General features: G+C 68.5%; 10 protein-coding genes. All 10 read left to right on the top strand.

The window, feature by feature from the left end; genetic code table 11:
* The first annotated feature begins 59 nt into the window (after positions 1-59).
* The 10 genes from glf (at position 60) to fadD32 (ending at position 14,422) form a co-directional block, all read left to right on the top strand.
* The gene (gene glf, locus B9C99_RS01980) at positions 60-1,280 is read left to right on the top strand and encodes a UDP-galactopyranose mutase (RefSeq protein WP_016692620.1); all 1,221 of its coding nucleotides are present in this window, start codon (positions 60-62) and stop codon (positions 1,278-1,280) included.
* A gap of 50 nt (positions 1,281-1,330) precedes the next feature.
* Positions 1,331-3,229: a glycosyltransferase gene (locus B9C99_RS01975; RefSeq protein ID WP_026061214.1), complete on the top strand. Its 1,899-nt coding sequence runs from the start codon at positions 1,331-1,333 to the stop codon at positions 3,227-3,229.
* Between the two features lie 103 nt (positions 3,230-3,332).
* Positions 3,333-3,824 (top strand): phosphatase PAP2 family protein, encoded by a 492-nt coding sequence (locus B9C99_RS01970; RefSeq protein ID WP_026061215.1) that lies wholly within the window; start codon positions 3,333-3,335, stop codon positions 3,822-3,824.
* Entirely contained in the window at positions 3,821-4,726 is a 906-nt protein-coding gene (locus B9C99_RS01965) for a decaprenyl-phosphate phosphoribosyltransferase (protein WP_016692623.1), read from the top strand. Before B9C99_RS01970 ends, B9C99_RS01965 begins: the two co-directional genes overlap by 4 nt.
* A 4-nt stretch (positions 4,727-4,730) precedes the next feature.
* On the top strand, positions 4,731-6,677 hold the full coding sequence (gene zomB, locus B9C99_RS01960) for a flagellar motor control protein ZomB (protein ID WP_088896825.1): 1,947 nt from the start codon (positions 4,731-4,733) through the stop codon (positions 6,675-6,677).
* A gap of 267 nt (positions 6,678-6,944) precedes the next feature.
* Positions 6,945-7,955, top strand: coding sequence for an alpha/beta hydrolase family protein (locus B9C99_RS01955; RefSeq protein ID WP_088896824.1), 1,011 nt, complete (start codon positions 6,945-6,947; stop codon positions 7,953-7,955).
* Between the two features lie 258 nt (positions 7,956-8,213).
* A complete protein-coding gene (locus tag B9C99_RS01950; RefSeq protein ID WP_088896823.1) occupies positions 8,214-10,130 on the top strand; it encodes an alpha/beta hydrolase-fold protein in 1,917 nt (638 codons plus the stop codon).
* Between the two features lie 165 nt (positions 10,131-10,295).
* Positions 10,296-10,868, top strand: coding sequence for a DUF732 domain-containing protein (locus B9C99_RS01945; protein WP_088896822.1), 573 nt, complete (start codon positions 10,296-10,298; stop codon positions 10,866-10,868).
* A gap of 20 nt (positions 10,869-10,888) precedes the next feature.
* Positions 10,889-11,848, top strand: a complete 960-nt coding sequence (locus B9C99_RS01940; protein ID WP_024102678.1) for a cutinase family protein — start codon at positions 10,889-10,891, stop codon at positions 11,846-11,848.
* A 684-nt stretch (positions 11,849-12,532) separates the two neighbouring features.
* A complete protein-coding gene (gene fadD32 / locus B9C99_RS01935; RefSeq protein ID WP_088896971.1) occupies positions 12,533-14,422 on the top strand; it encodes a long-chain-fatty-acid--AMP ligase FadD32 in 1,890 nt (629 codons plus the stop codon).
* Positions 14,423-14,440 lie beyond the last annotated feature (18 nt).

The raw sequence follows: 14,440 nt of genomic DNA, 5'->3' as shown, positions 1-14,440 counted from the left end.
CTCGGTCCGCCCGGACCGAGAGGGCACCTCCGCGACGGAGTCGCATACCCTGGTCTCCCGTGACTGCTGCATCAGCGCCCCAGCCCTCCACCGGTGAGTACGACCTGATCGTCGTCGGCTCCGGATTCTTCGGACTGACGATCGCCGAGCGCGCGGCCACGCAGCTCGGCAAGCGAGTGCTCGTGATCGAGCGTCGCCACCACCTCGGTGGCAACGCGTACTCCGAGCCCGAGCCGGAAACCGGAATCGAGGTCCACAAGTACGGTGCCCACCTGTTCCACACCTCCAACAAGAGGGTGTGGGACTACGTGAACCAGTTCACCGATTTCACCGGCTACCAGCACCGCGTGTTCGCGATGCACAAGGGCCAGGCCTATCAGTTCCCGATGGGTCTCGGACTGGTGTCGCAGTTCTTCGGCCGGTACTTCAGTCCCGACGAGGCACGCGCCCTCATCAAGGAGCAGGCCGCCGAGATCGACACCGCCGAGGCGAAGAACCTCGAGGAGAAGGCCATCTCCCTGATCGGCCGCCCCCTCTACGAGGCGTTCGTCCGCGACTACACGGCCAAGCAGTGGCAGACCGACCCGAAGGAACTGCCCGCCGGCAACATCACCCGGCTGCCCGTCCGCTACACCTTCGACAACCGCTACTTCAACGACACCTACGAGGGTCTGCCGGTCGACGGTTACACGGCATGGCTCGAGAACATGGCGAAGGACGAGCGGATCGAGGTCCGGCTCGACACCGACTGGTTCGCGGTGCGCGACGAGATCCGCGCGGCCAGCCCCGACGCTCCCGTCGTCTACACCGGCCCGCTCGACCGCTACTTCGACTACTCCGAGGGTCGCCTCGGATGGCGCACCCTCGACTTCGAGACCGAGGTGCTGCCCACCGGCGACTTCCAGGGCACCCCGGTCATGAACTACAACGACGCCGACGTGCCCTACACCCGGATCCACGAGTTCCGGCACTTCCACCCCGAGCGCGACACCTACCCGGCCGACAAGACGGTCATCATGCGGGAGTACTCGCGGTTCGCCGAGAACGACGACGAGCCGTACTACCCGATCAACACCTCCGAGGACCGCGAGAAGCTGGGCGCCTACCGCGCCCTCGCGAAGCAGGAAGCAGCCGAGAACAAGGTGCTCTTCGGTGGCCGACTCGGCACCTACCAGTACCTCGACATGCATATGGCGATCGCCAGCGCGCTGTCGATGTTCGACAACGTCCTGGCCCCGCACTTCGAATCGGGAGCGCCCATCGCCGGGGATGCCTCGTGAGCGCCGCGAAGCACGCCGCGGCCGCGAACGCCGGCAAGCACGAGGCGGCCGTGAGTGCTCCCGTCGCGGAGCGGGACGGCCTGCTCGGCCGGTCGTTGCTGCAGCGCATCATCCTGCCGCGACCGGGCGAGCCCCTCGACGTGCGCACGCTCTACCTCGAGGAGTCGCCCACCAATGCGCGTCGCGCCCACGCGACGAGCCGGACGACGCTGGCGATCGGCGCGGAGTCCGAGGTGTCGCTGTGCACCTACTTCAATGCCTTCCCAGCGAGCTACTGGCGTCGCTGGAGCACGCTCGGTTCGGTGGTGCTGCGTCTCGAGCTCACCGGCCACGGCCGCGTCGACCTGTACCGCAGCAAGGCCGACTCGAGCCGCATCCACGTCACCGGCCGTGAGTTCCGCGGCGACGGGGTGATCGTCGAGATCGACGCCGATCTGGGTCCGTTCGAGGACGGCGGCTGGCTGTGGTTCGACGTCACCACCGACAGCGACGTCACCCTGCACGCCGCCGGCTGGTACGCACCCGTCGAGGCGCCCGGCCGTGCCTCGGTCGCCGTGGGCATCCCGACCTTCAACCGTCCCGCCGACTGCGTGAAGGCGCTGCGTGCGCTCGCGTCCGACCCGCTGGTGATGGACGTCGTCGACGCCGTCATCATCCCGGACCAGGGCACCCGCAAGGTGCGCGACGAGGCCGACTTCGCGGAGGCCGCCGAACCTTTCGGTGATCGCCTCGTCATCCACGACCAGGGCAACCTCGGTGGCTCCGGTGGTTACAGCCGCATCATGTACGAGGCGCTGAAGACCACCGATGCTCCCTACATCCTGTTCATGGACGACGACATCGAGATCGAACCCGACTCGATCCTGCGCGCCCTCGCCCTGTCGCGGTTCGCGCGGACCCCGATGCTCGTCGGCGGGCAGATGCTCAACCTGCAGGAACGCAGCCACCTGCACACCATGGGTGAGGTCATCCACCGCGCGAACTTCATGTGGGGTGCCGCCCCGAACGTCGAGTACGACCACGACTTCTCCACCAAGCCGCTGCGCGACCGGGAGAACTCGAAGCTCCTGCACCGCCGAATCGACGTCGACTTCAACGGCTGGTGGATGTGCATGATCCCGCGCGTCGTCGCGGAGGTGATCGGCCAGCCCCTGCCGTTGTTCATCAAGTGGGACGACGCCGAGTACGGCCTGCGGGCCCGCGAGGCCGGCTACCCGACGGTGACGATGCCCGGTGCCGCGATCTGGCACATGGCGTGGAGCGACAAGGACGACGCCATCGACTGGCAGGCGTACTTCCACCTGCGCAACCGGCTCGTCGTGGCCGCGCTGCACCAGCACGGCGACCCCAAGGCGATGGTGCTCGACACCATCAAGGCCACGATCAAGCACCTCGTGTGCCTCGAGTACTCGACGGTCGCGATCCAGAACAAGGCCATCGAGGACTTCCTCGCCGGCCCGGAGAACCTGTTCGATCTGCTGCCGCGCGCCCTCGGCGAGGTGCACGCACTGCGGAAGAACTTCCCCGACGCGGTGGTGCTGCCGTCGTCGACCGAACTGCCGATGGCATCCGGCGCCGAGGTCGGCGCTGTGGGCCTGCCCGAGGGTGCGGTCGCGAAGGTCAAGCGTCTCGCGAAGGGTGTACTGCACAACGTGCGCCCCGAGAACCGCGAGCACCACGAACGGCCGCAGCTGAACGTGCCGACCATCGACGCGCGGTGGTTCCTGCTCTCGCAGGTCGACGGCGTGACGGTCACCACGGCGGACGGTCGGGGTGTCGTCTACCGTAAGCGCGATCGTGCGCAGGCCCAGGCCCTGCTCACGGAGGCGCTCCGGTTGCGACGCGAACTCGCTCGCCGGTTCCCCGAGATGAAGAAGCGGTACCGGGACGCGGTTCCCGCCCTGACCAGCAAGGAGGAGTGGGAGCGTGTCTTCGGTATCGGCAACTGACAGCAGCGCTGCGGCCACGACCGCAGACGGTGCGGCCGCGGACGGTGCAGCCGCGGACGGTGCGGCCGCACGTCACTGGAGGAGCACCGACACCGAGGTCCGGATCCTGCAGACCGTCCAGGCCACCGCCGGCGCCGTGCCCGCCGCGACGAAGATCGCCCGCGGCATGTCGCACTTCGGTGAGCACGCACTCGGCTGGATCGCGATCGGCGCCGCCGGCGCCCTCGTCGACCGCCCCCGTCGCCGCAAGTGGGCGAGCGTGGCGGTCGGTGCGTTCGGTGCCCACGCGGCGTCCGTCGTGATCAAGCGGGTCGTGCGCCGGCCGCGGCCGGTGGACCCGACGGTGCAGGTCAACGTGTCCACGCCGAGCCGGTTGAGCTTCCCGTCGTCGCATGTGACGTCCACGACTGCGGCGGCCGTGCTGCTCGCCCGCACCACCGGGCTACCCTTTCCCGCGGTGCTCGTGCCGCCCATGATGCTGTCCCGCCTGGTGCTGGGCGTGCACTATCCGACGGATGTACTGGCGGGTGCGGCACTCGGTGCGGCGTCCGCGGCCGTCGTGGCGCGGGCAGAGACGAAGTGGGGAGATCGATGAGCGAGGAACCGGCGCCCGTCAAGGAGGCGCCCAAGAGCCTGGGCGCCGGGATCGTCAAGGCGGTCCGTCCCCGACAGTGGGTGAAGAACGTCCTGGTGCTCGCGGCCCCGATGGCGGCCGGCTCGGTCACCCAGGTCGACGTGCTGCTGCCCGTCGCGCTCGCCTTCGTCGTCTTCTGCATGGCCGCCTCCGGCATCTATCTCGTCAACGACGCGATGGACGTCGAGGCCGACCGTGCACACCCCACCAAGCGGTTCCGGCCCATCGCGGCCGGCGTGCTCCCGGTGCGACTCGCGTACATCCTCGCGGCGGTGCTGCTCGTCGGCTCGATCGCGCTGTCGTTCGTCGCGAACTGGCAGCTCGCCGTCGTCATGGCCGTGTACATCGGCATCCAGCTCGCGTACTGCTTCGGGCTCAAGCACCAGGCCGTGCTCGACATCTGCATCGTGTCGTCGGGCTTCCTGATCCGTGCCATCGCCGGTGGTGTGGCCGCCGAGATCCCGCTGTCGCAGTGGTTCCTGCTGATCATGGCGTTCGGGTCGCTGTTCATGGCGGCCGGCAAGCGATACGCCGAGCTGCGCCTCGCGACCCGCACCGGCGCGAAGATCCGCAAGTCGCTCGAGTACTACACCGAGACCTACCTGCGGTTCGTGTGGACGGTCGCGGCGACGGCGGTCGTGCTCTGCTACGGCCTGTGGGCGTTCGAGCAGGACAACGTGGCCGGCTCCAACTGGTACGCGATCTCGATGATCCCGTTCGTCGTCGCCATCCTGCGCTACGCGGTCGACGTCGACGGCGGTGAAGCCGGCGAACCCGAGGAGATCGCCCTGAAGGACCGGGTGCTGCAGTTGCTCGCAGTGGTGTGGATCCTGGTGGTCGGCGGTGCTGTCTACCTCTTCTGACGTCGTGCGCGGCGTCCACGACACCGAGGCCGGACCGTCCAGTACGGTCCGGCCCGTTCGGCGTGACCGCCTCGCCCGCGGCGTGTTCGCCGCCGGTGTGGTCGTCTCCGCGTTCCTGATGTTCTGGGGAGCGTGGGAGCGGCGCTGGATCGCCGACGACGGCCTCATCGTCCTGCGGACCGTGCGCAACCTCCTCGCCGGCAACGGGCCGGTGTTCAACGCGGGGGAGCGCGTGGAGGCCAACACCTCCACCGCCTGGACGTACATCGTCTACGCGGGCGGATGGCTCACCGGCCTCCGCCTCGAATACGTGGTGCTCACGATCGCGCTCGTGTTGTCGACGGGCGCGATCGTCCTCGCCATGTTCGGTGCCGCACGCCTGTACCGGTGGCGACTGCGCGCCACCACGGGGACCGTGCTGCTCCTGCCCGCCGGTGTCCTCGTCTACATCGCGGTGCCCCCCGCCCGCGATTTCGCCACCTCGGGCCTCGAGTCCTGCCTGGTGATCTGCTGGCTCGGTCTGCTGTGGCTGCTCATGGCACGGTGGGCGACCCCCACGCCGGGAGGGGACGGATCGCTTCCGGGTACGGGGCAGATCCTCGCCACGGCGTTCGTCGCCGGACTCGGCCCGCTCGTGCGACCCGAACTCGCGCTGGTCGCGGTGCTCGCGCTCGCGATGCTGTTCCTCGCGCCCGGCCTGGACCTGCGCATTCGCATCGCGATGGTCGCGGTCGCCGGAGCGATCCCGGTCGGCTACCAGATCTGGCGCATGGGCTACTACGGACTGCCCTATCCCAACACCGCGGTCGCCAAGGACGCCGGTGGTGCCAAGTGGTCGCAGGGCCTCGAATATCTCGGCAACCTGGTCTCGCCGTATCTGCTGTGGCTGCCGCTGTTGTTCCTCACAATCCTCGCCGCGTTCGTCCTCGCGACCAGCCGTGACGCCGCGGGCCTCACCGCCGCGGCGGCGCGTCCCGATCCGCGCGACGTGCGGGCCACCCTGACCTGGGCGCAGAACCTGTTGCGCACGCCGACCGCCGTCGTCGTGCTGTTCCTCGGCTCGGGTGTGCTGCTCGCGTTGTACTCGCTGCGTGTGGGCGGCGACTTCATGCACGGCCGCGTCCTCCTGCCGCCGCTGTTCTGCCTGCTCCTGCCCGTTGCCGTCGTCCCACTGCGGGTCCCGGGCCGGGCAGAGATCGGCAACAACCGGCCGACGCAGGTCGCGGGTGCGCTGGCAGTGCTGTGGCTGGGCACCGTGGTGTGGACGGCCGCTGCGGCCAACACGACCGGCATGACCGAAGGCGCCGTGGTGGGCCGCTCCGGCATCGTCGACGAGCGCGCCTTCTACGCCCTCAACACCGGGCATCTGCATCCCATCCGGGCCGAGGACTATCTCGACTACCCGCGCATGCGGGCCATGGTCGAGGCCATCGCGAACACCCCGAACGGCGGGTTGTTGCTGCCGACTCCCTCCTTCGACGCGTGGGATGTCGTGCCGCCGCCCGAGCCCATCCCACCGGGTGGTGCCGGACATACGGTGTTCTTCCTGAACCTGGGCATGACCAGCATGAACACCGGTCTGGACGTGCGGGTCGTCGACCAGATGGGCCTGGCCTACCCGCTCGCCGCGCACACCGAGCGTCTCGAGGACGGCCGGATCGGCCATGACAAGATCCTGTTCCCCGACTGGGTGGTCGCCGATTCGGGCATGGTCGACGTGCATCCGTGGATGCCGGGCTATCTCGACGAGGACTGGGTCGCGATGGCGAAGACCGCGCTGACCTGTCCCGAGACCCGGGAGATGATCGATTCCTCGAGCGCCGAACTCACGTGGGCACTGTTCAAGAGGAACCTGCGCAACGCGTTCGACTACGCCTCGCACCGGATCGAACGGGTGCCGAAGTACGAGATCCAGCGCTGTGACCTGCCGATGCCACCGCCGCGGGGGTGACGGCCGGACACCGAGATCAACTTGGCCCCTTTCGACTGTCTCGATAGGATCACGACGCATCACGGATAGGTAACATTCCGGCAGCGCGTGCTTGACCTATAGGTCAAGAGGTGCCCAAGAGCTGTTGAAACCAGGGTTTGTCAGAGATCACGCGGTCCTTTACAGTTTTGACCGCAGTGTGACTTGGGGCGGCCTTCCGCGGTCGTCATCGCCGGAATCCGGGGGACGCGAACGCGGACGCCGCAGACGAGAAAGAGAGCATTGTTCATGCGTTTTGTCCCGAGGTTGAGGCAGGGCCTTCGACGGCGACTGCTCGGCACCGCCGCCGCAGCTCTGGTCCTCCCCGTGGCTGCCGGCCTCGTCGGAACCACCGCCGCCGTCGCCGCGCCGGCGCAGGGAGCGCCGGTCTCGCACCGCGCGCCTGCAGGGGGCTTCGAAGAGGTCTTCGTCGAGTCCGACATGGGCCCGATCAAGGTTCAGATCCAGTGGGCTGCGCGCGGTGGCGACGCGGCGCTCTACATGCTCGACGGCCTGCGCGCTCGGGACGACGCGAACGCCTGGACGTTCGAGACGAACGCCCTGCAGCAGTTCGCGAACGACAACGTCAGCCTGATCATGCCGGTCGGCGGACAGTCGAGCTTCTACACCGACTGGTACGCGCCGTCCAACCTGAACGGCCAGGACATCACCTACAAGTGGGAGACGTTCCTGACGGAGCAGCTGCCCGACTATCTCGCCACCCGTGGCGTGTCGCGCAACAACAACGGCATTCTCGGCCTGTCGATGGGCGGTTCCGCCGCCCTGACCCTGGCCGCCTACCACCGCGACCAGTTCAAGTTCGCGTCGTCGTTGTCCGGCTACCTCAACCTGTCGGCTCCCGGCATGCGTGAGGCCATCCGCGTGGCGATGCTCGACGCCGGCCGCTTCAACGTCGACTCGATGTGGGGCCCGCCGTGGAGCCCGGCCTGGCTGCGCAACGACCCGTTCGTCTTCGCTCCGAAGCTCGAGGGTCTGTCGCTGTACATCTCGGCCGCCAGCGGTCTGCCCGGTGAGCACGACAACCCGCAGGGCTTCGTCGGCTACTACAACACGGCCAACGGCATGGCCCTCGAGGCGCTGTCCCTCGCCCAGACCCGCGCGTTCCAGATCAAGCTGGCCACGCTCGGCATCCCGGCCACCTTCGACTTCCCGGCGCGCGGCACGCACGCCTGGAAGTACTGGGAGGATCAGCTCTGGAAGGCACGCCCGCAGATCCTCGAGGCGCTGAACGGGTTCTGATCCCCGGTACGCACTGCTAGCGACGACGCCGCCCGCTCACCCTCCGGTGAGTGGGCGGCGTCGTAACTTTCTGCAACAATTTTCTCACCTGTCACAGCGCGGCACCCGCGATTCCGAGTGCCGCCGGTGTAGAAACAACATCCGGGACTCCGGTATCCCGAGTCGGCACATCCAGCCGGGGCGCCCTGCCACTGCCGCCGTCGCGGTCCACCCGAAGCCGCACTTCGGCAGGAAATCCGGCAACGCAGAAAGTGAGCGATGCAGATGCGAACTGAGCTCGAGCACGGTGAGCGACGGACGGGGCCGAGCAGGAGAGCGGCTCGCGTTGCGGGTGCGCGGAGCGGGAGATCCCGTGCGCTCGCACTGATCGCCGCAGCCCTCGTCGCGCCCGTCGCCGCAGGTCTGACCACCGTCTCGGTGGCCACCGCCGATCCGCTCATCGCCCAGTCCGGCCCGACGAGCACCGCCGGTGCGACCGTCCGCTCCGTCGACTGGCTCACCGATCGTCGCGTCGCCCTGTGGATCGACTCGCCGTCGATGGGGACGCCGATCCAGGTGCAGCTGCTGCTCGCGCGCGACTGGAACAGCAAGCCCGACGCGAAGTTCCCGTCGGTGTTCATGCTCGACGGCATGCGTGCGCGCGACGACGAGAACGGGTGGACGCTCGAGACCGACGCGGAAGCGTTCTTCGCCGACAAGAACGTCAACGTCGTGCTGCCGGTGGGCGGCCAGTCGAGCTTCTACTCCGACTGGATCGACCAGAACAACGGACAGAACTACAAGTGGGAGACCTTCCTGACGAAGGAACTTCCCCCGCTCCTCGAACGCGATTGGCGCACCACCGACAAGCGTGGCGTCGTCGGCCTGTCGATGGGCGGTACCGCCGCGATGTTCCTGCCCGCCCGCAACCCGGGCTTCGCGCAGTTCGCGGCATCGCTGTCCGGCATCCTCACCACGACCACCCTCGGCATGCCCGAGGCCATCCACTACGCGATGCAGGACGCCGGCGGTTTCGACTCCGAGGCGATGTGGGGTGCGCCCGGCTCCGAGGGCTGGGAGTCGCACGATCCGTACCTGCTCGCCGACAAGCTCAAGGGCGTGAGCCTGTACGTCTCGAGCGGCAGCGGCACCACCGGCCCCTACGACGATCCGTCGGGCATCCCCGGTGTCAGCACCAACTACGCCGGCATGGGCCTCGAGATCCTCTCGCGCCTCACCTCGCAGGCGTTCGCGACGAAGCTCAAGAAGCAGGGCATCCCCGCGCAGATCGTGTACCGGCCGTCGGGCACCCACACGTGGAAGTACTGGGAGTTCGAACTGCACCAGTTGTGGCCGCAGCTCGCCAACACCCTCGGGGTCGGTGTCGACAAGCCCGAGTGCAATCCGACCGGTGCCTTCGGTGACGTCGCGAACGCGAACGCCTGGCTCGGCGACTGCCTCACCGGTGAATACGACGTCGCCGGTGGCAAGGTGCAGGACTTCCGCTTCGGCCGCGTCTTCTCGTCCGAGGGCACGACGGTGCCGGTCGCGGGTGCGATCGGCGGCGCCTACCAGGGTGTCGGCGGTCCGGCCGGGCAGCTCGGCTATCCGACCACCGAGGAACGCGTCGCTCCCGACGGACGCGGACGGTTCAACCATTTCCGGAACGGCGCGATCTACTGGACGCCCGAGCACGGCGCCCACGCGGTCCGCGGCAAGATCTTCGAGGAATGGAAGAACCAGGGCTGGGAGGGCGGCCCCCTCGGCTACCCGATCCTCGACGAGGCGGCGACCCCCGACGGCCGCGGCGCGGTCCAGGGTTTCGAGATCGGCGCCATGTACTGGAGCGAGGACACCGGCGCCCACGGCGTGCAGGGCATGATCCTCGACAAGTACTCCCAGCTCGGCTACGAGACGGGAGTCCTGGGCTACCCGACGGCCAGCGAGCAGCCCGCAGGGCGCGACGGTCGCTTCAACGAATTCCAGCACGGCAACATCTACTGGAGCCCGCTCACCGGTGCCTGGCCGGTCCGCGGCAAGATCCTCGAGGCGTGGCTCGCCGAGAAGGGTGCCGAAGGACGTCTGGGCCTGCCGATCAGCGACGAGTTCCCGGCCGTGGACGGCAAGGGAGTCCAGCAGAACTTCCAGAACGGCTTCATCACGCTCGACGGCGACGAGGTGAAGCTGCAGCCGTAACCGAACGACAGCAGGGCCAGCCCCGTGCGGCTGGCGATCGCGAAGCGGGTCGGCCCGTGTGACCGGGGGAGGCGGGACGCTCCTACCGGCCGCACGGGCCGCTCTGTAGCCTGGGGCGCATCTGACCAAGTTCGACCGACATCCCGGATGTGAGGACCCCACCACATGCCTGCACGGACCCGCTCGCGCTCGATCCGAGTCCTCGGCGCCCTCGCCGCGGCACTGACCGCCACGGCCGTTCTCTCCGCGTGCGGAAGCGACGACTCCACCGCGACGAACACGCCGACGACGTCTGCCGCCACGGAGACCTCGACGTCGACATCGACCTCCGCGGCCGAGACGTCCCCCGGCGCCGCCGGGGCCGAGACCACGGGCGAGACCGAGACGAGCGAGGCGTCCCCGGCTCCGTCCTCGCCCGCTGCCGGAGACGACGATGCCGGAGAGGACACGGGAGCCGGCACAGGCGCGGCACCCGCTCCCACGCCCGGCGCACAGGCCTTCCTCGACGGTCTCCGCGCCGAGGGTGTCGAGCCCAGCGACGAGACCGGCGCGGTGAACATCGCCGACTACATCTGCAGCGCCCAGGCACAGGGCGGGTCGCCGGAGGAGATCAAGGTGTTCGTGACCGCGCTCGTGGGTAGTGATGCTGCAGCCGGTGGTGTCGAGTTGTCGGAGGAGCAGGCCTCCTCGACGGCCGACACGTACATCGCCGTCGCCGGCGAGACGTACTGCAACTAAGGAACGCGGGGACAGCACGAATGGTCAGGACGAAGCAGCGTCGCGGACGCAGGATCGTGGTCGTGGGGGCGCTGCTCGTCCTGGCGATCGTGCTGGTGCTCTGGTACATGCTCGCGGGGCGGCTGGACATCCCGTCGCCGATTCCCACCCCGCCCGGGCCGGAGGAGCCGCAGTCGCAGCCGGCCTCGTGCCCCGACGTGCAGGTCGTCGCGGTGCCGGGCACCTGGGAGTCCGCGGTGGGCGACGATCCGTACGCTCCGGCCGCGAACCCGTACTCGCTCATGCTCAACGTGACGAGGCCGCTGCAGGAGCGTTTCGACGCACAGCGCGCCGATGTCTACACGGTGCCGTACGTCGCGCAGTTCTCGAACCCCATCGCGATCCCGCCGGACGGCCAGCAGTCCTACAACAACAGCCGCAGTGAGGGATTCGCGGCCACCACCGACATCCTCGCGCGACGCTCGGCCGAGTGCCCGCTGACCACCTACGTGCTCACCGGTTTCTCGCAGGGCGCCGTGATCGTGGGCGACGTCGCCGCGCAGATCGGTGCCGGCAACGGCCCGGTCCCCGCCGACCGGGTGCTCGGTGTCGCACTCGTCGCCGACGGTCGCCGCGACGGGGTCTCGGGCACCGACATCGGTGCGCCCGTCGCCGGAGTGGGCGCCGAACTGTCGCTCGACGGCCTGCGGCTGCCGGGGATCACGATGACCGGCGCGCGGCCCGGTGGCTTCGGGGAACTCGACGACCGCACGATCCAGATCTGCGCGCCCACCGACAGCATCTGCGACGCGCCGCCGAACGCGCTGAATCCCGCCAACTGGATGTCGGCCGCTCCGCGCCTGCTCGAGTACGTCAACAACCCGATCCACGCGATGTACAACACCTATGTCGTGGACGAGAACGGCACGACCGCGACGCAGTGGATCGTGAACTGGGCGGCGGAGAAGATCGACGCCGCACCGGAACCCGCAGAAGAATGAGGTGCGGCCGTCGCGACATGCGGCGACGGCGCGGGCCGAAGTGAGCCCTCCCACATATTACTCGCGAGTAGTGTCCGATCTCACCACCCGGTACACTCGAAAGACGGGCTGCCTTTAGACTCATCCCTCGGCTGCGTGCCCGGCCGTCCGGGATCATGGCGCACGACGACTGCCACAGGAGAAGAGGTTCATGGTGCCAGCGACGGCACGGCGAACGGCCGGCCCCCTCCGGGGGCGTAGCGACGGCCCGCGACCGGGAATGATCCTTGTCACGAGCTCTCGCGTCGGTCGGGCGTACGTACCGGGACGCCGATCCTGGGCGGCAGAGGACGGCGGGTCGCATCGCCGGGGGGTATCGGCGTCGAAAAACCGTCGCACACAATCGGATCGTGCGCTCTTCTCATTCGACGGGCGCGGAATGTGTGTGTGAAGACGACCATGTCGTATCTTTGTGTTTCCCGTGTGCGAGGGGAAGCGTTCCTCCCGGCGACCGCACTTTGCGAGGGTGCGCGTGATGCCGATCTGTAACATATTCGTGATCTGGGGTCGATGGACACGTTCGAGGAACGGACCGCCGGAAGCCGTGGGGGGCGGTATCGGTACGACGATCCGCCGGCGCGGAGGAAAAGTTAGTGGCGCAACCATGTCGAGTGGTTGTGGGATCGCTTCGACAGGGAGAAGGAATTGAGCGTCGGGTTCGAAGAGTTCATCGATGAGAACGGGCGGATCAGGCTGCCGGAAGGGCAGACCCTGCTCGATCACCTCGAGGGGAACTTCGCTTCAAACGGTGACGACCTCGCCTACCGGTACATCGACTACTCGCGGGAACGCGACGGCGAGGTGCACGAGCTGACCTGGGATCAGTTCGGTGTGCGCATCAAGGCCATCGCCGCGCGCCTGCAGCAGGTCACCGCTCCCGGCGACCGTGTCGCGATCCTCGCTCCGCAGGGCCTCGACTACGTCGTGTCCTTCTTCGCCGCGATCTACGCCGGCACCATCGCCGTGCCGCTGTTCGATCCCGACGAGCCCGGTCACACCGATCGCCTGCACGCCGTTCTCGGCGACTGCACTCCCAGCGCGATCCTCACCGCCACCTCCTCCGCGGCCGGCGTGCGGCAGTTCTTCCGCCCGCTTCCCGCTGCGCAGCGTCCCCGCGTGATCGCCGTCGACGCCATCCCCGACTCGGTCGCCGAGTCCTGGAACCGGCCGCCCATCGGCACCGACGACATCGCGTACCTGCAGTACACCTCTGGCTCGACCCGCGTTCCCGCCGGCGTCGAGATCACCCACCGCTCGGTGCTCACCAATGTCATCCAGATGGCCGACTCGATCGAGCTCAACGAGTCGTCGCGCGGCGTGACCTGGCTGCCGCTGTTCCACGACATGGGCCTGCTCACGGTGATCCTGCCCGCGGTCGGCGGCAAGTACATCACCATCATGAGCCCGCGCGCCTTCGTGGCCCGGCCGAGCCGCTGGATCCGCGAGCTCGCCGCTGTCTCCGACGGTGCCGGCACCTTCGCCGCCGCCCCGAACTTCGCGTTCGAGCACGCTGCGGCACGCGCCGTCCCGAAGCCCGGCGAAGAACTCGACCTGAGCAACGTCATCGGCCTGATCAACGGCAGCGAGCCGGTCACCACGGCGTCGATGCGCAAGTTCAACGAGGCGTTCGGCCCCTACGGTCTGCCCCGCACGGCGATCAAGCCGTCCTACGGCATGGCCGAGGCCACCCTGTTCGTCTCCTCCACCCGTCACAGCGACGAGGCGAAGGTCATCTACGTCGACCGCACCGCCCTCAACGCGGGCCGGGTCGTGCGCGTCGAGCCCGACGCCGAGAACGCCATCCCGCAGGTCTCCTGTGGTTACGTCGCGCGCAGCCAGTGGGCCGCGATCGTCGACGCCGAGACCGGCACCGAGATGCCCGACGAGCAGGTCGGCGAGATCTGGCTGCACGGCGAGAACATGGGCATCGGCTACTGGGGTCGCAAGGAAGAGACCGACAACACCTTCCACAACCGCATCACCAAGCGCCTGGCCGAGGGCAGCCACGCCGAGGGCACCCCGGACGACAGCAAGTGGCTGCGCACCGGCGACTACGGCGTCTACATCGACGGTGAGCTCTACATCACCGGTCGCGTCAAGGACCTCGTGATCGTCGACGGCCGCAACCACTACCCGCAGGACCTCGAGTTCTCGGCGCAGGAAGCCAGCTCCGCGCTGCGCCCCGGCTTCGTCGCGGCCTTCGCGGTGCCGGCCAACCAGCTGCCGCGCGAGGTGTTCGACAACGACGCCTCCGGCCTGCAGTTCGATGCCGACGATTCGTCGGAGCAGCTCGTGATCGTCGCCGAGCGCGCTCCCGGCGCCGGTAAGGCCGATCCGCAGCCGATCGCCGACGCGGTGCGTGCCGCGATCTCGTCCCGGCACGGTGTCACCGCCCGCGACGTGCTGCTCGTGCCGGCCGGTTCCATCCCCCGTACGTCCAGCGGAAAGATCGCGCGTCGGGCGTGCAAGACCGCATATGTCGAGGGAACGCTGCGCGGTGGTTACCAGCAGCAGGCCTTCCCGGACAGCGTGTAAGAACGAATGTCCTCTTTC

This window comes from Rhodococcus sp. BUPNP1, from assembly GCF_002215235.1.
Taxonomy (GTDB): Bacteria; Actinomycetota; Actinomycetes; order Mycobacteriales; family Mycobacteriaceae; genus Rhodococcus.
This window is presented reverse-complemented; position numbering and strand designations above follow the sequence as displayed.